Origin of the sequence: Arthrobacter sp. zg-Y1143, from assembly GCF_030125565.1 — a bacterium.
In the GTDB taxonomy this organism is placed as follows: domain Bacteria; phylum Actinomycetota; class Actinomycetes; order Actinomycetales; family Micrococcaceae; genus Arthrobacter_B.
The window spans coordinates 433,813-458,536 of sequence record NZ_JASKLW010000001.1 but is presented as its reverse complement, the minus strand read 5'-3'; the positions used below and the strand labels follow the sequence as shown (position 1 = coordinate 458,536).

Sequence of the window (24,724 nt, the reverse complement as noted above, 5' to 3'; positions counted from 1 at the left end):
AACGCGGGCACAACCGTGCACTGTGCACGCCCCGCGGCGGGCGCCGGCGGGTGCGCCTTTGGGCGGCCGGCTACTTGCCGGCGTCGGCGACGATGACCTCTACCCCGGCGTTGGCCAGTTCGGCGGCGAAGTCCGGTGCAACGGGCTGGTCCGTGACCAGGGTGTCGATGCCGGCCAGCGGGCAGATGCGGGCGAAGGTGCTGCGGCCCAGCTTGGTGGAGTCGGCGGCGATCACCACGCGGCGGGCAACCGCAGCGATTTCCCTGCTGGCTTCCGCTTCCCCTTCATGCAGGGTGGTGGCGCCGAAGGCTGCGCTGAGCCCGTCCACCCCCAGGACGGCCAGGTCCATGCTGAAGTCCTTCAGCGAGTTGGCCACCAGGGGGCCGATCAGTTCATAGGACTGGCGGCGCGGCACCCCGCCGGTCACCACGATTTTGATGTGCTCGCGCACCGACATTTCGTAGGCGATGTTCAGCGCATTGGTCACGATGGTGACGCCGGGCGAGTCGCCCTCGGGATGCAGCCGCTCGCTGCGGCCCAGCATCCGGGCCACTTCGCTGGTGGTGGTGCCGCCGTTGAGGCCCACCGACTGCCCAGGCTGGATGAGGTCTGCCACGGCCCGGGCAATGGCCACCTTCGCGTCGGCCTGGCGGGCGATCTTGTACTGCAGCGGCAGTTCGTAACCGGAGCCGAGGGCGGAAGCGCCGCCATGGGTGCGGGTGACCAGGCGCTGTTCGGCCAGGGTGTTGAGGTCGCGCCGCACGGTGGCCGTGGATACCCCCAGCACATCGCTCACCTCGGCGATCGACACACTGCCCCGTTCGCTCACGAGGTCAAGGACAACATTCAGGCGCTGCTGCTGGGTCATGCTCGGGCCAACCTTTCGTTATCCGTTCATATTCTCACAGCCAGCCTTGCTAATCGTGATTGATTCTGCTCAACTATCCACATATCGATCAAAACCAGTCTTTTATTGGTGCAGAGCAGACCGAAAGAAGCCCATGCCTTCCTCCTTCGTAGAAGCAGAAATAGCCTCCCAGCCCGAGACCTGGCGGCTTGCCGCCCAGATGGTCCCCGAGATTGCCGGCCGGCTGCCCCGCCGCGGCGAGCGGGTAGCGGTGGTTGGATGCGGCACCAGCTGGTTCATGGCCATGTCCTACGCGGTGCTGCGGGAGCGTGCCGGCCACGGGGTGACCGACGCCTGGGCGGGCAGTGAATACCCGGCGGGCCGGGACTATGACCGGATTATTGCCATCTCCCGCTCCGGCACCACCACCGAGATCGTTGACCTCCTCAAGACGCTCGGCCCGGTCCCCACCACACTCATCACGGCCGTGGCCGAATCCCCCGGAGCTGAAGCAGCAGATGATGTCATCGCCATGCCGTTTGCGGATGAGCAGTCCGTGGTGCAGACCCGGTTCGCGACGTCGGTGCTGACACTGCTGCGCGTCCACCTCGGCGAGGACGTTGAACCGCTCATCGCAGATGCTCAGTTGGCGCTGGACATCCCCGTGGACAAGCTGCTCGCAGCCAACCAGTGCACGTTCATCGGCCGCGGATTCGCCGTCGGCCTCGCGTTCGAGGCGGCCCTGAAGACGCGGGAGGCCGCCCAGTACTGGTCCGAGTCCTATCCGGCCATGGACTACCGGCACGGTCCCATTGCGATCGCAGAACCCGGCCGGCTGGTGTGGAGCCTGGGCGAGCCGCCCGCCGGGCTGGCCGACGACGTCGCCGCGACGGGCGCGCGGTTCGTACACCATGACCTGGATCCGCAGGCGGCCCTCGTGGTGGCCCAGCGCTTCGCCGTCGGCCTGGCCGTGTCGCGGGGCCTGGATCCGGACCGCCCGCGTTCCCTCACCCGGTCCGTTGTCCTGACCTGACGCTCCGGGCGTGACAGGACGCCGCCGGCGCCTAGGTCGCGTTGGCGCCCGGAGCTTCGGGGCCCACGGGCCAGCGCAGCAGTGCGGCGAGGTCGGAGCCGCCGGGCAGGACGCCGTCGGGCACCAGGAGGAGATTCGCGTCCGTCAGGGCCGCCGCGCGCAGCAGCGCCGATGAGGCAGGAACCTGCCCCAAGACTTCCGCGCCCAGCGCCTGTTCCTCGGCGGTGGCCAGCCACGGCTCGGCGCCCAGCGCCAGCAGGTGGCGGTCGGCCAGCGCACTGTCATTCAGGATCAGCGTGTCCACCTGGGCCTGCTGGAGCGCCTGCACCACAGCTCCCATGCCGGTGGCCGACTCGGGATTGGCCTGCCCTTCCTGCAGGGCAAGCCGGTCCATGATCTGTTCCTGTTCGGCCGCCCACTGCAGGGCAAGGCTTTCCTGGACCTCATCCTCGAACTGCTGCTGGTGCGGGTCCTCAGGGCGAAGCTCGGAATCAATCATGCTGACCAGCGGTTTGTGGCCCTCGGCCAGCTGGTCCCGCACCAACCCCCGGGCGCGGACGTCGCCGGCCAGCACAATCAACCGGGCGCCGCTGCTGTCCACAATCCGGTCGATCGATCCGGCAACTTCATCAGCGTTCCGGCGCCAGGTTTGCTCGGTCCTGCGCTGCTGCTTGTCCTGCGCCCAGCCCTCACCGGCGGGAAGCTTGCTGATGTCGTCGCTGGAACCCTCGACACCCTCCACTGTCCCGGGTCCGGGACGGCCCGCGTATTCCAACCGGATCTCAGCGTCCTCCCGCGTTGCTTCCACAACGATGTACGGGAACTCCTCGGGACGGTGCTTGAACAGCGGCAGCAGGTCCGGAACGGGTCCCACAGCAACCTGCATGGGGGCCACCAGCGGGCCGGGCAGCAGCTCGTTCAGTTCCACCGCGCCGTCCCGGACAAGGACAAAACGCGAGATTGGCGCGGGCAGCCCGCGGGCGGGATCCACCGCACCTTCCATGGCCTCCTGATCCTCCGGCGTCGCCCCCTGCTCCCCCAGCCCCGCCCGGACGTCACCGGACCGGGCTGCGGCGGCTTCGGCGCCCTGCGCTCCCCCGGCCCCGGCATCGACATAGGCAACACACCACGGCCCCTGCTTCCGATAGAGATCCGCAAATTTGTGGAGGTGCTCCGTCATGTCGATCTCCTTCCCGCACAGAGGCGGCCGCACATCGAATCAACCCGTGCCTCTAGCTAACACCGGTTCAACCGGCAGCTAAAGGGCTGCGGGGGCCGAAGGCACGCTTCCGCCCCACCCCGTCCTTTCGCCCGGACCAAACCTGTTCGGCAGGCTAGGGAAGCGCGGCCCCGGATGTGGTTGGTTGGGGCCATGGCGAACGAAAACGCCCAACGGGCCTCCCTCCAGCGCCAGCTGGACTCGATGAACCGCCGCATCCAAGACCACCCTTTGAACTCCGAGAAATTCACCAGGGCCCGCGCACTGGTGAAAGAGTCCTCCGTGGAGGACCGCGTCGAAGTCAGCGCAACCCTCCGCGAACAGGGGCTGCCCGGTGTGGGCGCCCAGATGCGGATGCTGGCGCTGGGCCTGGCGTCGTTGGCGCGGTTGAACCGCAAACGCCTGCGCCTGGAAAACATGCTCAGTGAGCTTGATGCCGGCGGGCCAAACTAACGCCGCTGCCGACGACGACGCACGCGGCTTCAGCGGCACGGTCAGCTTTCGGGATCATCCATGAACAGGCGTACCTCCTGCGCGCACCGGCATCCCTGCGCAATCTTCGCCGCCCAGTCCAGCGCTGCCTCGCGCGAGGGCACCTCCAGCACGGCGTAGCCGCCTTCGATCTGCCGCGTCTGCGGATAGGTGCCCTCGATGACGGTCCCGGCGCCGTCGACCATCACCGGGGGAACACTTTCATCAATACCGCCGCCGAACACCCACACTCCGGCGTCTTTGGCCTCCCGGACCACCGCATGGGCGGCATCCGACACCGCCGACAGGTCCCCCGTGGGAACAACCATGGCGCTGCTGGGAAATGAAATCAGGTACTTGGGCATCGAACCGGCTCCTTCAGTAAGGCGGAAATGCGGCCCATTGTTCCCCAGGAGGACGCAGGGCGCGAGCGTTCCGTGCCCTGCCCGCCGGGAGGAACGAAACTATTGACACCCCCCTGAGCCGGTGGCACAGTCGCGGACACTGGCTGTAAACGTTTACAACACTCAAAGGAGAGCGTTGGTCCGAGTCACCATCACACAGGCTGCAGCGCAGGCGCGCCCTTCCAGTGGGGCAGCCGAATGAGCACCACCGCCACCAGGACCACCCGCGAAACACCGCCGCCACCACGGGCCGGGAAGCGGGTTGGCCACCGTGCCCGCGCCCAGCGGCGCGAAGCGGTGGCCCTGGTGATTCCCGCCCTGCTTCCAATCATCATCTTCTCCGTCATCCCGCTCGTTAGCGGCGTGGCCCTGGGCTTCACCGACACCACCCTGAAGCGCAACGCGGAGATCAACTTCATCGGGTTCGGGAACTTCATTGAATTGTTCGGCGACCACCGTTTCTGGGGATCGTTCGGCATCGGCATAGTCTGGGCCGGCGCCGTCGCGCTGCTCACCCTGGTCTCCGCCATGGGCTTGGCACTGCTGCTCAACAGCGACCTGCGGCTGAAGGGCCTGACCAGGGTGCTGGCCCTGATCCCCTGGGCCATGCCGCCGGTGGTCACCGCCATTGTGTGGCGGATGATCTACAACCCCAACTCCGGTCCCCTGAACGGCGCCCTTCAAACGGTGGGTATTCCCGGGGCCAACTGGCTGGGAGACTTCTCCACCGCACTGCCCGCTGTCATTGTGGTGGGCGTGTGGGCGGGCATCCCGCAGACAACTGTGCTGCTGCTGGCCGGCATGCAGTCCATTTCCACCGAACAGCAGGAAGCGGCGGCCGTGGACGGCGCCGGGGTGTTCCGCCGGTTCTGGCACGTCACCCTCCCGGCCCTGCGCCCCATTGTCCTGGCCGTCACCGCCCTGGACTTCATCTGGCAGTTCAACTCCTTCGGCCTGATCTACGTCCTCACCGAAGGCGGCCCCGGCGGCCGCACCATGATCCCGCCGCTGTTCACCTATCTGGAGGCGTTCCGGAACCGTGAAATCGGCTATGCCTCGGCGATGGGAGACGTGCTCGTGATCGCGATCCTGCTGATCCTCTCGCTCTACCTCATCAACCAGTTCCGCCAGGCGAAGGGAGCACGGCCATGATCACCCGGCGCCCCTGGTACGGAACGGCGCTGATGTACGCCGCGCTGGCGGGCTTCCTCGTTTTCCTCGGCTTCCCGCTGCTGTGGCTGCTCTCGGCGTCGTTCAAGTCATCGGGCGAACTGAACTCGCTGGCCATTAACCTGCTGCCGGCCGAATGGGATTTCAGCAACTACGCCTCCGCCCTGGCACGGCAGAACCTGCTGCCGGCGGCCGGGAACTCGCTGCTGGTATCCCTTGCCACCATGGTGATCACCGTGCTGCTCTCCATGCCGATGGCCTACGCCCTCGCCCGCCTCAAGGGCCGGCTGCGCGCGGCGGGTACGGTGTGGATCCTGACCAGCCAGGTCTTCCCGTCCATCCTCATCATCATCCCGCTGTTCCTGGTGCTGCGTTCCATCAACCTCAATGACACCCTGTTCGGCCTGATCCTCGTCTACGTCACCTTCACCCTGCCGTTCACACTGTGGATGCTGCAGGGCTACGTGGCCGCCATACCGGCGGATCTCGAGGAGGCCGGTGAAATGGACGGCGCGTCCCGCTTCACCATCCTGCGGAGGATCGTCCTCCCCCTGCTCGCACCGGGACTCGTGGCGACGGCGATGTTCACGTTCGTCTCGGCGTGGAATGAGTTCTTCCTCGCCCTGGTCCTGCTGCAAAGCCCGGAGCTATACACCCTGCCCATCGCCCTGCGCTCCTTCCTGGGCGCCGAAGGGCAGACCCAGCTGGGGCCGCTGGCCGCCGGAGCAATCCTCGCGACCATCCCCTCGCTCATCATCTTCACCATCCTGCAGAAGAAACTGACCGGCGGAATGCTGGCCGGCGCGGTCAAGGGCTGATGGCCCGCCGCAAACCCGCATCATCCACCAGAAGGAAGGCAAGCATCATGAAGAGAATCCGAGGCATCGGCGCCGTCGCTTTCGCGGGCGTAGCCGTGCTTGCCCTGAGCGGCTGCCAGCAGGGCAGCACATCAAGCGGGTCCGACGGCGCCGAAGGCGATGCCGTCACCCTCCAGTTCCAGTCGCTCTCCGACCAGCCCGCCACTCAGGCCGCGGTGAAGTCCATCGTGGATGAGTGGAATGCCGAGAACGAAGATGTCCAGGTCGAGATTGTCCAGGCCGGCTGGGACGGGACCTTCGACAAGCTCATCACCCAGTTCTCCGGCGGCACCGCCCCGGACATCATCCACTACGAGGCCAGCTCCATTGTGTCCTTCGCCGCCGACGGCTACCTCGCGGATCTGAGCGACTACATTGACCCGGACCTGAAAGCGGACATCTCCGAGGGCATCTGGGATTCCGTCACGCAGGACGGGCAGATCATCGCCTACCCTTCCACCCTCCAGTCCTACATGGTCTTCGCCAATGCCGACCTGTTGGAGGCGGCCGGGGTCGAAATTCCCAGCGGCGAAACCATGACATGGGAAGAGCTGCAGGAAATTGCCAAGGCCACCACAACGGACAGCACCTACGGACTGGGGTGGGGCCTCGCCTCGCCCACAGCGGCGATGATGAGCCTCTCGCTCGGCTTCGACGGCGGGTTCTTCGACGGAGAAGGCACCGATGCCTCGATCCAGGTGGAGGATTCCGAACTGGCGGTGCCTGAACGCATCCACGAGATGGCCTACACGGATAAGTCCATTGAACCCACCTCGCTGACCCAGTCGGGTTCGGATGTGCTCGCCTCGTTCTACGGCGGCAAGGTGGCGATGACGGTGCAGGGCTCGTTCCAGGCGACGAACATCGCCAACGACGCCCCGGAGGGCTTGAACTGGGTGGCGCTGCCGCCGCTGGAGGGTTCCGCCGGCGCCGTGCAGGCAGCGAACCCGCAAACCTATTCGGTGAACGTGGATTCCGAGTATGTGGAGGAGTCGGCCGACTTCCTCAACTTCCTGATGAACGGCGACAACCTGGCCTCGATCGCCTACGCCGACGCGCTCATCCCCTCCTCCGGCGCGGCCCGCGACGGCGTCGAGACGCTCGCGGCGGATGACCCGGCGTGGACCCAGGTGCTGGCCTCCGGCGAAGGCCTGGAAGGACCGCCTTTCCTGAAGGTGGAGAAGTACACCGAGTGGAAGGACACCATTGCCACGCCGGCCTACCAGCAGTACCTGGCCGACAAGATCACCAGCGACGAACTGGCCGCCCGGCTCTCCGACGGGTGGAACGACGTCGCCGGCTGATCCCGGACGCGGGGAGGGACAGGGCAGCCGGCCGGTTTGCCCCCGGCCCGCCGCTTTCGGCCCCCGGCCCTTTAAACCGTCGTCACTTTAAGAGGTACTCAAGGAGTGGGAATGTACGTGTTGCAGGATCGGGTGGCAGGGGTGCTTGCCGGCGCAGCCGTGGGGGACGCACTGGGAGGCGCCACGGAGGGCTGGACGCCGGAGCAGATTCAGGAGCGCCACGGCGGCCGGGTCGAGGGCATCGTGGGTCCGTTCCTGGCCGATTGGAGGACCGCGCGGCCCATTGCCCCTTTCCACAAGGGCGACGGCCACGTCACGGATGACACGCTTATGACGCACGCACTCGTGGAGGTGTACGCCAAGCGGCGCCGCCACCTCGATGCCTACGACGTTGCCGCCGACCTGGTACCGCTGATGATCGGCGAGCGTCGCTGGGTTCCGGAACTGGAAGACCATGCGCTGATCCTGCAGCGCGTTTTCCTGGCCGAGAAATGGCTCGTGGCGAAGCTGCATTACGGCCATGCCGACCCGCGGGAGGCGGGGGTGGGCAACATCGTGAACTGCGGTGCCGCCATGTACATGGCACCGGTGGGGCTGGTGCACATCGGTGATCCGCGCGGCGCTTACGCCGAAGCCATCGACATTGCGGGTGCGCACCAGTCCTCCTACGGGCGGGAGGCGGCCGGTGTGTTTGCAGCGGCGGTGGCAGCCGCCGCGGCACCCGGCGCGGCGATGGAGGACGTGCGCGCAGCGGTGCTGGGGGTCGCGCACGACGGCACCGCTGCGGCGATCCGGGCCGTGTTCGACGCCGTGGATGCCTTCACTGCCGACGGCGGGGATCCGTGCGACGTCGCACGGGTGGTGCGCGCCGCTGTCGCACCCTATGACACGGTGGGCGAGCAGTACCGGGCCCCGGCCATGGACGCGCGGCTGCCCTCGCGCACCAAATCGATCGAAGAACTGCCCGCCGCCCTGGGGTTCGCGCTTGCCCGCGGCGGGGACCTGCGGGCCGCGGTGCTCGACGCCGTGAACTACGGGCGCGACGCCGACTCGATAGCGACGATGGCCGGCGCCGTCTGCGGCGGCCTGCACGGGACCGACGCCGTCCCGGCGGACTGGGTGGCGGACGTGACGGCGGCCAGCCGCCTCGACCTGGACGCCGTGGTCACCGCCATGACGGAGACGGTGCGGGAGGTGGCGCGGGCCGATCTGGACCGCGCCGCCCGGCGAACCGCGGCGCTTCAGTCGCTGCTCAGCCGGGAGGAGGCACGGTGAGGCTGACCTGGGCGCAGCCGGAGGACCTGGTTCCGGCCGAGTTCGCTGCCCTCCGCGAGCAGGGCGTTCCCGAGGAGGACCTCGTTCCGATCGAGCGGCGGTGGGCCGCCGCCGGCGGACCCACCAGGCTGGAGCCGTCCGGGGCCGCGGTTGCGGACCCGGGCCCGGAGGTGCGCGCCATGGCCCGGCGGGTGCTCGATGAGCTGCAGGTCCTGCAGGTGCGCAGCGACGCCGAGCCGGATGACTGGCTGGACATTTCCGCCCTGCTGCCGCCGGCCGCGCGGGGGGCCGCGGCGGCGAAGGGGCTGGCTGTGAAAACATCCCCGGCGTTCGATCGGGTGCACGGGGCCTGGCTCGGCCGGGCGGCCGGTTGCCTGCTGGGCAAACCGGTGGAGAAGATCCCCCGAGAGGGCATTGAAGAGATTGCCCGGGCGACCGGGAACTGGCCCATCCGCACGTATTTCACCGCGGCCGGGCTGCCCGCAGACATCGTGCAGCGCTGGCCGTGGAACCGGCGGTCCGCCCCCACCTCGCTGCTGGAGAACATCCAGGGGATGCCCGAGGATGATGACCTGAACTTTCCCATCCTCGCCCTGGAGCTAATGGAAACCTCCGGCCGGGCCCTGGCCACTGACCAGTTCGCGCAGGCATGGCTGGCGGCGCTGCCCGCCGGACGGGTGTTCACCGCCGAGCGCGCCGCGTACCGGAACATCCTCGACGCCCGGCCGGCGCCGGAGACGGCAACCCACCACAATCCGTTCCGCGAATGGATCGGTGCACTTATCCGCGCCGACGTGCACGGCTGGGTCCATCCCGGAGACGTCCGCGCCGCTGCTGCTTCGGCCTGGGCCGACGCCCGGCTCAGCCACACCCGCAACGGCATTTACGGAGAAATGTGGGCCGCCGCGCTGTGCTCCGCGTCCCTCACCGAAACCAGCGCCGACGCCGTGCTGGACGCCGCCGACACGGTGGTGCCGCCGTCGTCGCGGCTGGCCGCCGCAGTGCGCCTGGGGCGGAACACCGGGCGTACACTCGCCCGCGGAACCATCACGGACGCTGCCGCCCTGGACGTATTGCACGCCGGGTTCGCCGGGATGCACTGGGTCCACTGCCTCAACAACGCGGCACTCATTGCCTGCGCCCTGCAGGCACACGGCGGAAACTTCAGCGCGGCCATTGCCTTCGCCGTCGCGGGCGGGTGGGACACCGACTCGGACGGCGCAACCGTTGGCTCCGTGGCCGGCGGGCTGCTGGGCGCCGGCGCAATTGGTGCGGAGTGGACGGATCCGCTGCAGGACCGCATCGCCACCTCGCTTCCCGGCGGCGCGGAACGGTCCATCCGGAACCTGGCCGAACGCACACTCCGGCTGTCCCGGACCGGGGTACCGGACGCAACGGGTCTCATCGAAAGGACTAACGCATGAGTGGCGGGTTCGATCCCCTGCATCCGCGCGACGTCGACCTGCCCACCCGGGTGCCGCTCAAGGGGGACCTGAGCACCGGGGATGTGGCGATCTCGCTGGACGACGCCAAGATTTTCGCCGCGCCGGCGGACGCCGGTGATCTGGTGCAGTGGCGCCTGCAGCTCACGGCCTGGCGGGACGGGGCACGGAAGCGGCACGGCGAACCCACCCGGTACAACGACGGCGCCGCCGCCTGGGCCAGCCGGTGCTTCACCGTGGCGCAGGTCTGGTTGTGGGACGAGTTGTTCTTTGACTTCGAGGCACAGCGGTTCACGCCCGAACGGTTCCTCGCCGATGCCCGCGAGCGTTTCGGCGGGCTGGACGGCATTGTGCTGTGGCATGCGTATCCGGTGATCGGCATCGATGACCGGAACCAGTGGGATTACTACAACGTGCCCGGCCTCGCGGATGTTTCGGCCGCGCTGCGCCGCGCCGGTGTTGCCGTGTTCCTGAGCTACATGCCCTGGGACATCGGCACGCGCCGCAGCGGCGACGACGCGGCCGAGCTCACCGCCACCGTCCGCCGGCTCGGGGCGGACAGCGTTTTCCTCGACACCCTGAAAAAGGCCGACCGCTCGCTCGTCGCGGCCCTGGATGCGGCCCGTCCCGGGATCGGACTGGAGGGCGAATCGAAACTCTCCACCGACCGCATTGCCGACCACACTCTGTCCTGGGCGCAGTGGTTCGCGGATTCCGAGGTTCCCGGCGTGCTGCGGGCGCGGTGGTTTGAACGCCGGCACATGCAGCACCACATCCGCCGCTGGCACCGGGACCACGCCGAAGAGCTCCGCGCCGCCTGGCTCAACGGCGTCGGCGTCCTGGTGTGGGAAGTGGTGTTCGGCGCCTGGGTGGGCTGGAATGACCGGGATTCGGCCACGCTGCGCCGCATGGTTCCCGTCCAGCGCGGTTTCCACCGCTGGCTCGTGGACGGCGAATGGACACCGCTCACCGTGACCGAGGGGCCGGTGGTGGGCTCCAGCTTCGACCTCGACGGCGTCAAACTGCTGCTCCTGGCCAACACCTCGGACACCGATGCCAAGCATCAGCTGGCCGGAACGGGGTGGGATCCGCTGCACCCGGGCGACACTTCCGAGGTGGTCACCGTGCCGGCCAACGGCATAGCCGCAGCGGTCCAGGTCAGCGCCGGCGCCGCGGTTCCCGGGGAGATCGCTGCCGTTCAAACCGCCCTCGCCGGTGAGCCTGCCGTCCGGAATTCCTCCTTCCGGCACCGCCGCGCCCGGCGGCTCAGCGCCCCGCCCTGGCCGGGACCGGCGGCACCGGCTGCCTTTTCGGCCGCCGCCGTTTCGGCCGTCACTGTGCCGGCCGGTGAGTACACGCTGACCGTGCGTTACCGGATGCGGGAAACCGGGATGTACGGCGGAGCGCCCTACGTAGACGAGTGGAAGCCGCTGTCCCCGCGGCTCCATGACCAGCGCACGCTGGACCGGTTCGTGACGCTCCCACGGCCGGTGCATGTTGCCGCCGAGGAGGTGAGCGAAGCGGAATACGCCCGCTTCCTCGACGCCGTCGGCGAGCACGCCGAAGCCCGTGATCCGGAGCGTCCCGCCACCAAGGTGACGCTGGCCCGGGCCCGGGAGTACGCGGCCTGGGCCGGAGGCCGGCTGCCCAGCGAGGATGAGTGGCAGCTCGCGGCCGCCGATCCGGGTTTCCGGCGCAGGACCCCGGAAGTGTGGAACTGGACCGAGTCCGAGCACTCCGACGGCCGCACCCGCTTCGTGATGCTCAAGGGCGGCAGCGCCCACCGCAGCAGGGGCTCGAACTGGTATTTCGACGGCGGGCTGCAGCCGCCGGAGTTCACGGCCAAGCTGCTCCTGCCCGGACTGGAGCTGGACGCCTCCGCATCCATCGGGTTCCGGATCTGCCGGGACCAGTCCGACGACGGTGGAGGCCCCCAATGAGTCCGCTGGAGGGCCTGCGGGTCGTGGACGTTTCCACCCTTTTTGCCGGCCCGATGGCCGCCATGCATCTGGGCGACATGGGCGCCGACGTCGTGAAGGTGGAGCATCCCCGCCGCCCGGACCCGGCACGCGGCCACGGACCAGCCAAGGACGGGCAGAACCTCTGGTGGAAAACGCTGGGCCGGAACAAACACACAGTGGCCATCGACCTGCACACGGCGGGTGGACGCGGCGCGTTCCTGCGCCTGGCCCGCACCGCCGACGTCGTGATTGAAAACTTCCGCCCCGGGACGCTGGAACGCTGGGGGCTGGACTATGCCGCGCTGTCCGCACAGAACCCCGGGCTGGTCCTGGCGCGGGTCACCGGATTCGGGCAGATCGGGCCGTACCGGAACCGCCCCGGATTCGGTACGCTCGCCGAGGCGATGAGCGGGTTCGCGTCCTCCACCGGGGAGCCGGACGGGCCGCCCACGCTGCCGCCCTTCGGCCTGGCGGACGGCGTCGCGTCCCTGGCCACCGCGTACGCGGTCATGGTGGCCCTGCACGCCCGGGACCGGGACCCGGACGGCCGGGGCCAGGAGCTCGACGTCGCGATCATCGAACCGATCCTGGCGATGCTCGGCCCGCAGATCACCCGCTGGGACCAGCTGGGCACCGTGCAGCCGCGCATCGGAAACCGGTCCGTCAACAACGCACCGCGCAACACGTACCGCACCAAGGACGGGTCCTGGGTGGCGGTGTCCACGAGTGCGCAGTCCATTGCGGAGCGGGTCGTCGCCCTGGTCGGCCGGCCCGAACTCGCCGACGAGCCGTGGTTCGCCAGCGGCGCGGGACGGGCCGGGCACGCGGACCTGCTGGACGACGTCGTCGGCGCCTGGATTGCCCGGCACTCCCGTGCGGAGGTCATCGCCGCGTTCGACGCCGCCGAAGCCGCCGTGGCGCCGGTCTACGATGCCGCAGACATTGTTGCCGATCCGCAGTTCAACGCACTGGGCACCATCCACCGGATCAAGGACCCCGAGCTCGGCGACCTGGCCATGCAGGGGCCGCTGTTCCGGATGTCGCGGGATGCGGCAACCATTGCGTTCACCGGGCGGGCGCACGGCGCGGACACGGACAACGTGCTGACCGGGCTGGGGTACACGGCCGCGGAACTCGCCGCGCTGCGGGCGGACGGGAGCATCGGATGAGCCGGCCGGTCATGGTGGCCTTATATGCGCCGGCGGACCGGCCGGAGCGGTTCGCCAAAGCGTTGCAGGCCGGGGCGGATGCGGTCATCGTGGACCTGGAAGACGCCGTCGCCGCCTCCCGCAAGGACGCTGCCCGCGCGGCGCTGACCGACTTCGCGGCGTGCTGGGAAGAGTGCCGGGAAGCGGGCGGCGGGGATGCTCCGGCGGTCCAGGTCCGGGTGAACGCGCGCGGGTCCCGGGCCCACGACGCCGACCTCGCCGCCGTTGCAGCACTGCCCCCGGAGTTCGGGGTGCGGCTGCCGAAAACGCAGTCGGGCGCGGACGTTGCCGCCCTCCGCACCGTCCTGCCGGGGCGGCAGGTGCATGCCCTGCTCGAATCGGCGCTGTCCATTGAGCGTGCGTTTGAGATTGCCGGTTCCGGTGCTGCCTCGATCGCCGCCGGTGAAGCGGATCTGCGGGCCGAGCTGTGGGTTCCTGCCGGGCCGGCCGGCGAGGCGGGCCTGGCCTGGGCGCGCAGCCGCATCATTAACGCTGCTGCCGCGGCGGGCCTGCCCGCTCCGTTGATGGCGGTTTACGCCCATGTCCGGGACGTGGACGGGCTGGCCGCCAGCTGCCGTGCGGGCCGGGCGCTCGGTTTCGCCGGGCGGACCGCGGTGCATCCGCGCCAGATTGAGGTGATCCGCCGGGTCTTCACCCCGGATGCGGCTGAGCTGGCCCGGGCGCAGGGCATTGTGGAGCGTGTGCAGGCAGCAGCCCGTGACGGAAGCGGCGCTTTTGTGCTGGCGGACGGGACCTTTCTTGACGTCGCCATGCTGCGCGCTGCCGAGCGGGTGCTAGCCCTGGGAGGTCATTCCACCGCGTAGTCGAGCCGCACCGCCCCGTTCGCGAAGCGCCGCTCCCCCAGCAGGCGCAGGTTGATGCGCAGGCCGTCCGGCAGCACCCGGGTACCACCGCCCACGATCACCGGATAAACCACCAGCGAGACGGCGTCGACCAGTCCCATCTGCAGGGCGCTCTTGGCCAGCATCGGCCCGCCGATGGTGACATTCCCGGCCGCCTTCGCCCGCTCCACCGCCTCCCGGGTCAGCGCCGGTTCCAGTTCAGTCCGTTCCGTCCAAGGCTCGGTGAGGGTGGAGGAGAACACGGTTTTCGGCGTCGCCTGCCAGACCGCTGTGAACCGTTCGGCCCCGGGCGCGCCCGCAACGGCGGCCGGGTCCCTTTCCCACACGGCCATGCTTTCGTACATCCGCCGTCCGTACAGGACGGCGGCTGCGTCTTCCATGTCCTCGGTGTGGGAGAGAACCATTTCCTCGGAGGGCGCCATCCAGGAGAAGTCACCATTGGCGTCGGCGCTGTAACCGTCCAGAGAGCAGTTGATCGAATACATCAGGGATCCCATCGGCCCAGCAAACCCGCCCGGACCGCACTGCACAAGGGTGCCGCAGGTCCCGGCCGGCGAATTACAGGCCTGTTTACCGGCCGCGGCCCTCCGGGTCTGGACCGGTCAACTGCTGCGGTGGCACAGTGCTGGCATGGCTGATTCGAACCCTGATATGGAGCATTGGTGGCCGCAGCTGCCGGCCGCGGCCCAGCGGTGGCTGGTGAACCACAACGGTGAAGCGGTGCCGCTGGAAATCCAGGAGGAGATTATCGGTGCGGGCGGCACTGTGGTTGGGGAGGACTGGTGGGTGGGCACCAGCGACGACGACGGCTTCTACTTCTCCGACGCCGGCATCGACTGGATCGAGGACGCCGGCAATGACGAGTTCCCAGGCGCACCGTAAGCCGCTTTACGTGCTGGGTCCTGTTCGGGGTCCTAACGAGGGTTCGAGAACATCACCAGCAGGGCGCAGCCGGCGGAAAACACAGCCTGGCCCAGCAGCAGGGCACCCGGAACGTAGCCCAGGAACAGGCCCAGCAGCAACGGCACCGCTGCCAGCAAAATGGTGTCCAGGCCGCGGGCGAGGGACCCGGTTTGCGCCGTCGGGACCGGGCCGAACACGGTGTCCGACGGCGGAACCGTCCAGTCCGGCAGCGGCCGGTAGGCGCCCCGCACCGCGGCGGCGCCGAGCCCGGTTCCGGCGAGTGCGCCGAGCCCGATCAGCGCCGGACTGCCCGCCCCCAGCAGGACCAGGACGGTACAGAACCCGGCGGACCACAGGGCCATGGCAGCGGCGGGCAGCGTCATCCGGCTCAACCGCACCAGTGCCGGGGACAGCGGCAGCAGGGCGTCCAGGCCGGGGGTGATGGCGGTTTGCCGGGCCAGGGCACCCATGGCCGGGACGGCCGCGCCGATGGTGAGCAGGATGACTGCCAGCTGCATCAGGGCCGGTTGCTGTCCGGCTGCCAGCAGGACAGCGACGCACAGCAGGAGCAGCAGCACCGGACGCCCCCATAAGCCTCGGGTGCGCAGGAACGCGGTGGCATCGGCGCGCAGCAGTGCGCCGAACGGTGTACGGGCACCCTTGGCATACCAGCGTCGGGCGCGGCGGGAGGTCCGGGCGCCGGGGGCGGCGGCGAACGCCCGCCCCAGCTCATTGGTGTCCATCAGATACAGCGCCGCCCCGGCGTGGCCGGACACTCCCCCGCCGCGGATCAGTTCACGTCCCGGGATCCGCTCCAACCGCGTCTGGACCCACAGCCCCAGTCCGACGACGGCGGCCAGCGCCGCGGGGGCGGGCCACCACTCGCCGGCGGCAGCCAGCCGGGGAAGGAAACCCAGCAATGCCAGCAGCACCAATGCACCGGCCGTACCGAACGGTCCGGCCGGGATGCCGTTTCCTGCCGTCGGGCGATTTCCGCCCGGCTGTCCGTCTACCTGCTGCCCGCCTACCTGGCCGTTCCCGGCCGACTGCCCCACGGCCGCCAGCAGCAACGCGCATACCGCGGCCAAGCCGAAGACGGCTGCCCCGGCGAGCTGGCCGGCGAATGCCGCCTGCAGGTCGGTAATCACCCCGACCGGCAGGTACAGCACCGCACCGGCCGCCCACACCATGCCGACCCGGCGCAGCAGCCGCCCGGTGAGGAACGGCCGGCGGTCCACGGGCAGGCCCAGCCACCAGTACCCCTCGGCGGAAGTCACCGCCACCGGCCCCAGCTTCCGGGCCCCGGTGAGCACCGCCGCCAGGGCAGCGAACAGCAGGACGGTGACGGCCGCGCCGTCGGGCAGGCCGGTCCATACAGCGGCAACGATGGTGCGGCGGCCGCCGGCACCGGACCCCAGGGCCCGCGCCACCTCGTTCCGCAGCGCGAGGACCAGTCCCCCGGCCAGCGCCAGGATGGTGCCCACCCCCAGGAGCGTGGTGTAAGCCTCCAGCAGCACGTCCCGGAGGCGGGTGCTGCCGCGGCGGTGGCTCCGCGACACGGTCCGGGTGTAGCGGGCCGGATTGAACTGCGGCGAAGCGGGCGCGGTGGTGCGGGCCATGCGCTATTTACCGGCGATCTCGGCGGCGGCGCGGGCGGGTTCGATCTCGCGCACCTCGTCATCTATGAGCAGGCAGCGCTCCGCCGTCGCCAGGAGCAGCGCCGGATCGTGGGTCACCAGCAGGACCGTGCCGCCGTCGTCGGCGTAATCCCGGATGCGGACTCCCACGCGTTCGCGCATCACCGGGTCCAGGCGCTGTTCGGGTTCATCGAGGATCAGCAGCGAGGACGGGCGGATCAGGGCCGAGGCGAGCAGCAGCCGGCGGCGCTGGCCGGAGGAGACGGAATCCGGCACAGCGTCGGCGCGGTCCTGCAGCCCGAAGAAGTCCAGTTCCGCGTCGACGGCGGTGTCCGGGTCCGGCACGGAATGGCCGCGGGCCACCAGCTGCAGGTGTTCGCGGAGCGACAGCGACGGGAAGAAGGCGTCCTCGTCAAAGAGGGCGGCGACCTGGCGGCGGAAGGGGATGGCGTCCTCATTGGCGGGCAGGCCGTGCACCCGCACCTCGCCGTCGAGCATCAACTGTTTGCCGGCAATCGTGCGGGCGGCAGTGGACTTGCCGGCCCCGTTGAAACCGACGACGCCGAGGATCTCCCCGGGCGACGCGGAGGCGGTGATCGCCCCGCAGACGGGAGCGCCGGCGTAGCCCACCAGCAGTTGGGAAATCTCGAGCACGGGCCCGGCAGCAGTCATGCCCACCAATGTAGCGGGGCGGAGTGGCCGTTCAGGCCAGGGACATGTCTAGTGCAGCGACTTCAACCCGATCACGCCGCCCACAATCATGGCCAGGAACAGGATCTTCAGCACGGACACGGATTCCGCGCCGGTGGCCATGCCGTAAATGACGGTCAGGGTGGCGCCGATCCCCACCCACACGGCGTACGACGTGCCCAGCGGCAGTTCGCGCATGGCGTACGCGAGCCCGGCCATGCTCGCGACAAGCGCGGTGACGAAGATGGCGGACGGCCAGAACCGGCTGAACCCCTGCGACTTGTCCAGGGCGGTGGCCCACACTGCCTCCAGGACACCGGACAGAACTAGAACAATCCATGACATGGCAATCTCCCACGGGCCGTCTTGTCGCACACCGGGTACGGCACCCCTCGTCCGGGAGACCGTGTCGCGGCCTCCCTTCCACGGTCGCACGCACGGGTGCCGGGGGCAACTCGGGGCGAGGCGTGCTGCCGGTGCGGACGAAAAGGCAAAAATTACCGTCACGGGGATCGAAAAGGCACAAATTACCGGTTTCCGGGGCGAAAAACGGTAATTTGTGCCTTCTCGTTTCGACCGGGCGACACCCGCAGCAACTAGAGTGGCCGCATGCCGCAGCTGATCGCCCCCACTGCCGCACTGGAGGGCGCCTGGCGTCAGGCCCGCGCGGAGTGGGGCCCGGGCGTCCACGAGGACGGGTTCGGGCTGCGGCCGGAGGACGACGTCGAAACCTCCGCCGGGTTCTCGGCCTGGCTCCGGCGGCTGGCGGCGGACACCGGCTGCACCTACCGGTGGATCGTCTCCGGCGGGCAGGTGCTGGGCGGGATCGCCCTGCGTCACGGCGACGCCGACGCGGTGCGCCGGGCCGGGAACATCGGCTACGGCATCCGCCCCTCCGCCCGGCGGCAGGGCCATGCGGTGGCCGCGCTGCGGGCCATGCTCGACGAGGCGCGGGAGCTGGGCCTGCCCGAAGTGCTGCTGATCTGCGGGAAGGAGAACACCGCCTCCGCCCGCACCATCGAACGGGCCGGCGGTATCCCGGCCGGTCCCGCCGTCGGTCCCGGCAGCGGCGCGACTGGCCGCGGCAGCGGCCGCGGTGGCAGCGGCGCGAGGCTGCGGAAGTATGTCATCTCCACGGGTGCAGGCACCGCGGACTGAAGCTCTGACACGTCCGGCCCCTGCAGGAAGCACCGCGCATTGACGTGAGCCGGGGCGGCGGTCAGCGTGGATTCATGACAGAACCGGACGCTGCAGGCGCAGGCAGAAATGCCGCCGCCCCAGGCCCGGACACTGACCCGGGGCCGGGGCCGGGGCCTGCGGCTACCGCACTGGACTCAGCCTTTTTCGCCTTCAGCGGCCTCGCAGCGATTTGGTTCGCCGTCCTGCTGTTCCAAAGATCGCTGGAGCTGGGGCTGGGGCACATCGGGTTCCTTATCGTGTTCTGGGCGGCGCTGGCCTACCTGGTGCTGCCGCGGGTGGACCGGATCCTGACAAAGATCTTCATCCCGGACTACTTCATGGGACGGACCCGCACCAATGCCGGTTTGTTCGGGGACGCCGTCAACCTTGCGTTCCTGGGCACCGAGGAACAGCTCCGCGGAGCGCTGGGCCGGGCCGGCTGGCATCTGGCGGACCCGGTGACGCTGTCCAGCAGCTGGCGGATTGTCTCCTCGACCCTGCTGCACCGCAGCTACCCGTATGCGCCGGTGAGTCCGCTGCTGCTGTTCGGCCGGGAACAGGATTTCGCCTACGAGCAGGAAGTGGACGGCAACCCGCGGCAACGCCACCACGTGCGGTTCTGGCGCTGCCCGGAGGGCTGGATGCTGCCAGGAGGCATTGCCTCCGACTGGCTGGCGGCAGCGTCCTTCGACCGCGCCGTCGGCCTGTCCCTGTTCACGCTGCAAGTCACCCACCGGGTCGGCGAAAACATCGACGCCGAACGGGACTACCTCGTCTCCACCATGGAAGAGAACTCCCCGGAGATCTCGGTGCAGGTCATCAAGAACTTCTCCTCGGGCTACCACTCGCGCAACGGCGGCGGTGATTCGATCGCCACCGACGGTGACCTGCCGGTGGTAGACCTGGCCCGCATACCGGAGGAGGCCGGAGAACAGGAGGAGCTGGCGGCGATCAACCGGACCGGTTCCGGCGCCCTCTCCCGGCTGCCACTTCACCGGCCTGCTCCGGTGGTCTTCGGCGCCGTCCTGGTGTTCCTGCGCGGAGTCGCGGCTTTCACGGTGGCCTCGCCGTTCCTGGCCCGGTTTGCCAATGGGCCCTGGGTGACCCAACTGCTGGGCGAAGACAGCCAGGGGCTCGCGGATATGGGCAGCGCCTACGCTCCGGCCAGCGTCTCGCTGACTGTGTTCGCCGGCGTGGAAGCGGTGCTGGCCGTGCTGATCCTGCGCGGCAGCAACATTGCCCGGGTCACGGCCATGTCCCTGAGCTCCGCGGCCATCATCCTGCAGGTGGTTACGGTGTTCAGCCAGCCCGGGGTGCCGCTGGGCTCGAACCTGTTCGGGTATTCCTTCGACATCCTGCTGATCCTGGCCCTGTCCAGCAGCCGGGCCAGGATCTACGCCCGTATGCACGGCCGCCGCCACCTGCACCGGCGTGTGCAGCAGACTGGGTAGGCGGATTGGCTGGGCGGATTGGCTGGGCGGACCGGCTAGGCAGTGCGGCGGGAAACCATGCGCACAAGCACCCCGGCCACACCCAGCGCTGCGGCCAGCACCACCGTCCCCACGGCTCCGGGCGAATCCAGCGCTGCCGTAAAGGAGCCGGCGGCGTATTCCTGCATCAGCGCCAGGTCACCCCGGAAAACGCGTGTGCCCAGTGCCCCGGCGACGGCGTCGAACAGGACCGGGACCGTCCACAGCAGTGCCAGATCCACCACCCATACTGCCGCGCGGCCCATCCGGTCCGGCGGGCACCAGGCCAGTGCCAGCCCCGCCAGCACCGCCGGGAACCAGTGGCCCAGCATCGAGACCACCGGAGGCAGGGCGAAGGACTCCCAGAACACCTCACCCCACGCAAACAACCACTCCCCCGCCGGCACCGCCGCCAGCCCGATCCCCAGCGCCGCCACGGCCTTACTCCGCGACCGAACGGCCAGGAGTACCAGCACCGCAGCCGCTATTGCCGCGACCACCCCGGCCAGCAGCCCGTAGAAGTAAAGGTCGCCCATGCTGCCCATAAGCAGCCCGTCACCCAGGACCGAAAAGGACTGCACCGCGGCGGCGACCTGCACCAGCAGCAGTCCCGCGGCCGCCCAGCCGACCGCTGTCCAATGGCGGGCCGGAGCCCACCAGCGCAGGCCTAAGGCAGCCACCAGTCCGCCGGTAACCATCAGGCCTACGATCCGGATGGCCATGTACTGGCTCAACGGCAGCAATGCCACGGGCATATCCTCGGGCATGGTCTGGAAGGCCCACAGATTCTGCACCGGCAGCACCATGCCGGTAGCGGCCCAGGGCGCTAATCCCACCAGTCCGGCAAACACGCCGATTCCCAGTGCGATCAGCACCAGCGCGGCGACCGGGTGCTGCCGGCCGGCATACGTGCCTGGGCGGGCATCGCCGTCGTCGTGACTGGGCCGGCCCGGCTGCGCTGCGCTGTGACTCATGGAATTCCCCCCGGAAGCTGTTGGGCACCGCACCGGACCGCGCCCGGAAGTGCTGCGGACAGCCTAACGGCGCCAGGCGCCTAGTTCGACGCCGCGAGCCCGCGCATCCGGGTGCGGTAGCGAAGCGGGGACTCCCCGATGCTGCGTTTGAAGGCCGTGCTGAAGGAGCTTTCCGAGGAAAAGCCCAGGTCCAGGGCGAGCGACCGGATCCGGACGTCCCCGGAGCGCAGCTCCCGCTGCGCCACCAGCATCCGCCAGTTGTTCAGGTAGGTGCGCGGCGGAGTGCCGGCCACCTCACGGAACCGTTCAGCGAAGGCGGTGCGGGACATCGCTGCCGCACGCGCCAGCTCTTCCAGGGACCAGGGTTTGTCCGGCCGGGAGTGGATCAGTGCGACGGCGGGCCGCAGGCGGTCATCGGTCAGCAGTTTCAGCCAGCCGCTGGGCAGCTCCGCCTCTTCCAGAAAGGCCCGGAGCACGTCCACCAGCAGCAGCTGCCCGTACTGCCGGACCGCGAACTCCGATCCCATCCGCGCGTTGGACACCTCCGCGAAGAGCCGCTCGATCAGCCCGTGCATGTGCGGGGCGGCTGCGGAGCCGGAGCGGATGTGCGCCACGGGCGGCAGGGCCTGCAGCAGCAGTTCCCGCCCGGCATCATTGACGGCAATCCGGCCGCCGATGATGATGTCCTCCTCGCCGGGTTCCCCCTCCCCCACGCGGACAAAGGTGCCGCTGGCCGGCGGATCCAGCCGGACCGGCACGCTGTCCCCGGGGCCTTCCCCGGCGCCGCCCCCGTTGCAGCCCTCCAACCGGAGCCAGGTGCGGCCGTTGAGCACGGCCACCTCGCCGGCTTCCAAAAGCAGCGGGGTTTCTGCGCCGTTGGTGGACACCCGCATGGACCCCTGCACCACGGCGAAGAACTTCAGGTCCTCCTCCAGCAGGCTTTCCGACTCCCAGCGCCCGTGCACCGCCTTACTGCCCGAGATGATCCCGCGCACCTCAATGAAGTCCAGCACTTCCGACAACCGGTCATTCGCCATGTTTGTACTCTAGAGCAATAAATGCGGACTTTAAGTTATTCCGCGTACAGATTTTCGCGGGCAGACTGGAAGGCGTCCTCCAGTTCGGAGGAAAGGTTTTCTTTAGGAGTTCCCATGAATGACAGAATGATTACCCTCGTCACCGGCGCCAACAAGGGCATTGGCCGGCAGATCGCCGGGCAGCTGTCCGCGCTTGGCCACACCGTGGTGGTGGCCGCACGGAGCGCCGTCGCCGGCGAACGGGCAGCGGCAGAGCTGCGGGCCGAGGGCGGCGACGCCTTTGCCGTGGTCCTGGATGTCACTGACCGCGACTCGGTGGAAGCCGCCGCCGACGCGGTCAAAACCCGCTTCGGCCGTCTGGATGCCCTGGTCAACAACGCCGGCATCGTCGCGACGCCGGGGGTCAGCTTTGCCGCCCAGCAGCCCGGCTCGGTGGACGTCAATGAGATCCGTTCCGTTTTCGACACCAACTTCTTCGGCGTCATCAACGTAACCTCGGCGTTCCTGCCACTGCTGCGCCTGTCCCGGACCCCGCGGATCGTCAACGTCTCCAGCGTGGCGGGATCGCTCATGGCGGTCTCCGATCCGGCCAATACCGACCCGATCGCGGCCGGCTACGCCCCCTCCAAGACGGCACTGACCTCGCTGACGCTGCAGTACGCGAAGGGCCTTGCGCCGGAAGGGATCCTGGTCAATGCGGTGTGCCCCGGCTTTGTGGCCACGGACCTGAATGGTTTCCGCGGTACCCGCACCCCGGAACAGGGCGCTCGGGCTGCGGTGCGGATGGCCACCATTCCCGCCAACGGTCCCACCGGCACGTTCAGCGACGAAGACGGCCCGCTGCCCTGGTAACTGCGTACCTGGTTGGCGCGGCGGGGCGGCAGGGTGGTCCGGACCAGGCGGCCTTGCCGCCGTGTCCGCTCAAAACCGGTACTAGCCATGCCGACGCCGGGCGGTTAGGGTTTGGATAGCCTGCGGCACGCTTGTGCCGGACGTGCCGGACGCGTTCCCGCCGTGGGCTCCGCTATCGGGGGATGGATCGGCTTGGAAACTCGGAGTTCAGGTATTTTCGCGGCGCTGCTGCTGGCCGGTCTGCTCGCCGGGTGCGGTGCCACCGATGCCGAGATGAACGAGGCCCGCGCCCGCGCCGAGGCCAGTGCAAGCCCGTCGCAGGCAAAAAGGACCCTGCGTCCCTGCCCGGGCGGGGAAATTCTGCGTACGGAACCGTCCGGCATGCAGAGCATTAGGCCGGAATGCTACGACCAGGCCGTTGCCGAAGCCATCGCCGAATTCCCGGAGCCGCTGCCTGCCGGTGTGGAATGGCAGGTTGAAACCACCGACTTCAGCGACCCCGAGGTCCGGGCGAAGCTGGGCGACATCAGCATCGCGGACGGCAACCAGGACAACGATGTGGCCGCCTACTGGCTCTGCGCCTGGATGGACGCCTATATCTCAGCCTCAGACGCCGGTGACGCGGCAGCACAGGAACAAAGCATGGGTTACCTGGCCAAGTACACGAGCCTGCCGGCATCCCGGGAATACATGGTTAACCCGGAGGTCTTTGACGCAGCCGTAGTTGAGCCTGCCAGGGCCGGGAATCCCGCAAAACTCCGGGAGTACTACAAGGGCAGCTGCTCGGCCTTTCAACGGGCGGCGCATCCGGGATCCTAACCGGGGCGGCCCGCTCCGGCCGGAAGCCTTCGGCGAAAGGCGGGCAGGAGCAGCATTCCCCGGTAGATGCCGTACCCGAGGGGAGCTCCTCCGGTATTGGCCAGCAGGTCATTCACGTCCGCAACATGACCGCCGTTCCACAAAACGGCGTTGGCGTACTGCAGCAGTTCCACGGTGAGGCTGACCAGGAACCCCACGAGCAACACCCGTGGTGCCGAACGGATGCGGGAGATGAGCGGCAGGAGCATGCCCAGAGGGATGAACACCAAGATGTTTTGCAAAATGTCATCCCACTCTGCGTTCTGCAGCGGGACCAGGTTCAGGCTCCCCCAACGCGGGCTGGAGCCGGCCGCAAACTGAATCGGGAAGAGCGTGTTCCCGATGACACCGGCACCGTAGACGCACATGACGGCGCTCACCAGAACCCGCGGAACGGTCAGGTCCCCCCTGCGGTGCAGCCGCCACAGCAGAACGGTGAAAACCACCACGGCCAGCGGGATGACCACCGGGTACGCGGTGATCTCATAATGGGGACGCATTCCAGACTCCTATTGGGCGGGCCAAACCACCTCGAAGCGCTCGAACACCAACTCGTCGGACTCGGACCAGCTGCCGCCCCGCGCGGCTGCGGTGCGCTCCCAGAACCGTTGATGTTCCCGCCGCCAGGAGTCCAGGCTGAGATCGTCCTCCCCCTCATCGCGGGCGAGAGCTTCATCAGCATCGTTGAATGTGCCGAGCCTAAGCTCCGTGGTCCGCAGGATCACCCGCGGCACGCCGTCGCCGTCGCACACAATCCAGTGAAGCCCGATGCGCGGCAGGGGCTCACCCTCGTCCACGTATTCGGCAACGTGCGAGGAAGTGGCGCGTTTGGTGCCGTCCAGCACCAGGGCCAGCAGTTCGTCGGCCAGGGCCGGAGAGTCACCGAACGCCTCGACGTTGTAGGTTCCGGCGGCAGCCGCTTGGGCAGGGAACGCTGCTGCACAGGCATCCCAGAGGTTCGCGGCGGCGTCGAAGTCCAGCTCCGGCGAAAAAGGCTCATTCATACCGGCAAGTCTGCCACTGCCGTTACTCCCGGCCTGGACAAAGCCATCCTTGAACCCTTTCCGCATC

26 protein-coding genes and 1 riboswitch are annotated in these 24,724 nt (G+C 68.8%); of the genes, 15 read left to right on the top strand and 11 right to left on the bottom strand.

The genetic code is table 11. From position 1 onward, the window contains the following. Positions 1 to 70: 70 nt before the first annotated feature. A complete protein-coding gene (locus QNN98_RS02320; protein ID WP_229958234.1) occupies positions 71 to 868 on the bottom strand; it encodes a DeoR/GlpR family DNA-binding transcription regulator in 798 nt (265 codons plus the stop codon). A 133-nt stretch (positions 869 to 1,001) separates the two neighbouring features. Here QNN98_RS02320 and QNN98_RS02315 point away from each other — a divergent pair, with 133 nt between their 5' ends. Further along, positions 1,002 to 1,880 (top strand): SIS domain-containing protein, encoded by an 879-nt coding sequence (locus tag QNN98_RS02315; RefSeq protein WP_227925709.1) that lies wholly within the window; start codon positions 1,002 to 1,004, stop codon positions 1,878 to 1,880. A 31-nt stretch (positions 1,881 to 1,911) separates the two neighbouring features. Here QNN98_RS02315 and QNN98_RS02310 read toward each other — a convergent pair whose 3' ends face one another. Continuing rightward, entirely contained in the window at positions 1,912 to 3,060 is a 1,149-nt protein-coding gene (locus tag QNN98_RS02310) for a baeRF2 domain-containing protein (RefSeq protein ID WP_283996122.1), read from the bottom strand. Positions 3,061 to 3,252: 192 nt separating this feature from the next. On the opposite strand from QNN98_RS02310, the gene QNN98_RS02305 reads away from it, so the two are divergent. Continuing rightward, positions 3,253 to 3,552 carry a hypothetical protein gene (locus QNN98_RS02305; protein ID WP_229958240.1) on the top strand — a complete coding sequence of 100 codons (300 nt, stop codon included), beginning with the start codon at positions 3,253 to 3,255 and terminating at the stop codon, positions 3,550 to 3,552. A 41-nt stretch (positions 3,553 to 3,593) separates the two neighbouring features. Here the strand turns inward: QNN98_RS02305 and QNN98_RS02300 are convergent, their stop codons facing one another. Next, positions 3,594 to 3,935, bottom strand: a complete 342-nt coding sequence (locus tag QNN98_RS02300; protein ID WP_227911976.1) for a YciI family protein — start codon at positions 3,933 to 3,935, stop codon at positions 3,594 to 3,596. 237 nt (positions 3,936 to 4,172) lie between these two features. On the opposite strand from QNN98_RS02300, the gene QNN98_RS02295 reads away from it, so the two are divergent. The 8 genes from QNN98_RS02295 to QNN98_RS02260 all read left to right on the top strand — a co-directional run bounded on the left by QNN98_RS02295 (position 4,173) and on the right by QNN98_RS02260 (position 14,015). Further along, the gene (locus QNN98_RS02295) at positions 4,173 to 5,126 is read left to right on the top strand and encodes a carbohydrate ABC transporter permease (RefSeq protein ID WP_229958243.1); all 954 of its coding nucleotides are present in this window, start codon (positions 4,173 to 4,175) and stop codon (positions 5,124 to 5,126) included. After that, positions 5,123 to 5,962, top strand: a complete 840-nt coding sequence (locus tag QNN98_RS02290; RefSeq protein WP_227911978.1) for a carbohydrate ABC transporter permease — start codon at positions 5,123 to 5,125, stop codon at positions 5,960 to 5,962. The genes QNN98_RS02295 and QNN98_RS02290 overlap by 4 nt, the downstream gene beginning before the upstream one ends. 47 nt (positions 5,963 to 6,009) lie before the next feature. Further along, positions 6,010 to 7,305, top strand: a complete 1,296-nt coding sequence (locus QNN98_RS02285; protein WP_283996121.1) for an ABC transporter substrate-binding protein — start codon at positions 6,010 to 6,012, stop codon at positions 7,303 to 7,305. A 111-nt stretch (positions 7,306 to 7,416) separates the two neighbouring features. After that, entirely contained in the window at positions 7,417 to 8,580 is a 1,164-nt protein-coding gene (locus QNN98_RS02280; RefSeq protein ID WP_283996120.1) for an ADP-ribosylglycohydrolase family protein, read from the top strand. Then, positions 8,577 to 10,004, top strand: coding sequence for an ADP-ribosylglycohydrolase family protein (locus tag QNN98_RS02275; RefSeq protein WP_283996119.1), 1,428 nt, complete (start codon positions 8,577 to 8,579; stop codon positions 10,002 to 10,004). Before QNN98_RS02280 ends, QNN98_RS02275 begins: the two co-directional genes overlap by 4 nt. Then, positions 10,001 to 11,962: an SUMF1/EgtB/PvdO family nonheme iron enzyme gene (locus QNN98_RS02270; protein ID WP_283996118.1), complete on the top strand. Its 1,962-nt coding sequence runs from the start codon at positions 10,001 to 10,003 to the stop codon at positions 11,960 to 11,962. Before QNN98_RS02275 ends, QNN98_RS02270 begins: the two co-directional genes overlap by 4 nt. Continuing rightward, positions 11,959 to 13,152, top strand: a complete 1,194-nt coding sequence (locus QNN98_RS02265) for a CaiB/BaiF CoA transferase family protein (RefSeq protein ID WP_229958261.1) — start codon at positions 11,959 to 11,961, stop codon at positions 13,150 to 13,152. Before QNN98_RS02270 ends, QNN98_RS02265 begins: the two co-directional genes overlap by 4 nt. After that, a complete protein-coding gene (locus QNN98_RS02260; protein WP_283996117.1) occupies positions 13,149 to 14,015 on the top strand; it encodes an HpcH/HpaI aldolase/citrate lyase family protein in 867 nt (288 codons plus the stop codon). Before QNN98_RS02265 ends, QNN98_RS02260 begins: the two co-directional genes overlap by 4 nt. Here QNN98_RS02260 and QNN98_RS02255 read toward each other — a convergent pair. Further along, positions 14,000 to 14,551, bottom strand: a complete 552-nt coding sequence (locus QNN98_RS02255; RefSeq protein WP_283996116.1) for a dihydrofolate reductase family protein — start codon at positions 14,549 to 14,551, stop codon at positions 14,000 to 14,002. The two genes, QNN98_RS02260 and QNN98_RS02255, sit on opposite strands and share 16 nt — an antisense overlap. Positions 14,552 to 14,684: 133 nt before the next feature. On the opposite strand from QNN98_RS02255, the gene QNN98_RS02250 reads away from it, so the two are divergent. Beyond that, positions 14,685 to 14,936: a hypothetical protein gene (locus QNN98_RS02250; protein ID WP_227911986.1), complete on the top strand. Its 252-nt coding sequence runs from the start codon at positions 14,685 to 14,687 to the stop codon at positions 14,934 to 14,936. A 32-nt stretch (positions 14,937 to 14,968) separates the two neighbouring features. On the opposite strand, the gene QNN98_RS02245 is transcribed toward QNN98_RS02250, so the two are convergent. From QNN98_RS02245 to QNN98_RS02235, 3 genes are read right to left on the bottom strand one after another with little or no spacing between them, the layout of a single operon-like run. Further along, positions 14,969 to 16,576, bottom strand: coding sequence for a DUF6297 family protein (locus QNN98_RS02245; RefSeq protein WP_283996115.1), 1,608 nt, complete (start codon positions 16,574 to 16,576; stop codon positions 14,969 to 14,971). Positions 16,577 to 16,579: 3 nt separating this feature from the next. After that, positions 16,580 to 17,266: an ABC transporter ATP-binding protein gene (locus tag QNN98_RS02240; RefSeq protein WP_283996114.1), complete on the bottom strand. Its 687-nt coding sequence runs from the start codon at positions 17,264 to 17,266 to the stop codon at positions 16,580 to 16,582. Positions 17,267 to 17,314: 48 nt separating this feature from the next. After that, positions 17,315 to 17,629, bottom strand: coding sequence for a DMT family transporter (locus QNN98_RS02235; protein WP_283996113.1), 315 nt, complete (start codon positions 17,627 to 17,629; stop codon positions 17,315 to 17,317). Between the two features lie 10 nt (positions 17,630 to 17,639). After that, positions 17,640 to 17,706, bottom strand: a riboswitch (guanidine-III (ykkC-III) riboswitch). 187 nt (positions 17,707 to 17,893) lie between these two features. Here QNN98_RS02235 and QNN98_RS02230 point away from each other — a divergent pair. After that, a complete protein-coding gene (locus QNN98_RS02230; protein ID WP_283996112.1) occupies positions 17,894 to 18,442 on the top strand; it encodes a GNAT family N-acetyltransferase in 549 nt (182 codons plus the stop codon). Positions 18,443 to 18,516: 74 nt separating this feature from the next. After that, on the top strand, positions 18,517 to 19,914 hold the full coding sequence (locus QNN98_RS02225; protein WP_283996111.1) for an LssY C-terminal domain-containing protein: 1,398 nt from the start codon (positions 18,517 to 18,519) through the stop codon (positions 19,912 to 19,914). A 35-nt stretch (positions 19,915 to 19,949) separates the two neighbouring features. Here QNN98_RS02225 and QNN98_RS02220 read toward each other — a convergent pair whose 3' ends face one another. Together QNN98_RS02220 and QNN98_RS02215 are read right to left on the bottom strand one after the other, a co-directional pair. Beyond that, a complete protein-coding gene (locus QNN98_RS02220; RefSeq protein ID WP_283996110.1) occupies positions 19,950 to 20,906 on the bottom strand; it encodes a hypothetical protein in 957 nt (318 codons plus the stop codon). Between the two features lie 80 nt (positions 20,907 to 20,986). Further along, positions 20,987 to 21,943, bottom strand: coding sequence for an AraC family transcriptional regulator (locus QNN98_RS02215; RefSeq protein ID WP_283996109.1), 957 nt, complete (start codon positions 21,941 to 21,943; stop codon positions 20,987 to 20,989). Between the two features lie 114 nt (positions 21,944 to 22,057). Between QNN98_RS02215 and QNN98_RS02210 the strand changes: the two genes are divergently transcribed. Together QNN98_RS02210 and QNN98_RS02205 are read left to right on the top strand one after the other, a co-directional pair. Continuing rightward, positions 22,058 to 22,795 (top strand): SDR family oxidoreductase, encoded by a 738-nt coding sequence (locus QNN98_RS02210; protein ID WP_283996108.1) that lies wholly within the window; start codon positions 22,058 to 22,060, stop codon positions 22,793 to 22,795. A gap of 192 nt (positions 22,796 to 22,987) precedes the next feature. After that, positions 22,988 to 23,614, top strand: coding sequence for a hypothetical protein (locus QNN98_RS02205; RefSeq protein ID WP_227911995.1), 627 nt, complete (start codon positions 22,988 to 22,990; stop codon positions 23,612 to 23,614). On the opposite strand, the gene QNN98_RS02200 is transcribed toward QNN98_RS02205, so the two are convergent. Both QNN98_RS02200 and QNN98_RS02195 read right to left on the bottom strand, forming a co-directional pair. Further along, complete coding sequence (locus QNN98_RS02200; protein WP_283996107.1) at positions 23,611 to 24,153, bottom strand: VanZ family protein; 543 nt, start codon at positions 24,151 to 24,153, stop codon at positions 23,611 to 23,613. The genes QNN98_RS02205 and QNN98_RS02200 overlap by 4 nt on opposite strands. 9 nt (positions 24,154 to 24,162) lie before the next feature. Beyond that, entirely contained in the window at positions 24,163 to 24,657 is a 495-nt protein-coding gene (locus QNN98_RS02195; RefSeq protein WP_283996106.1) for an ASCH domain-containing protein, read from the bottom strand. Positions 24,658 to 24,724 lie beyond the last annotated feature (67 nt).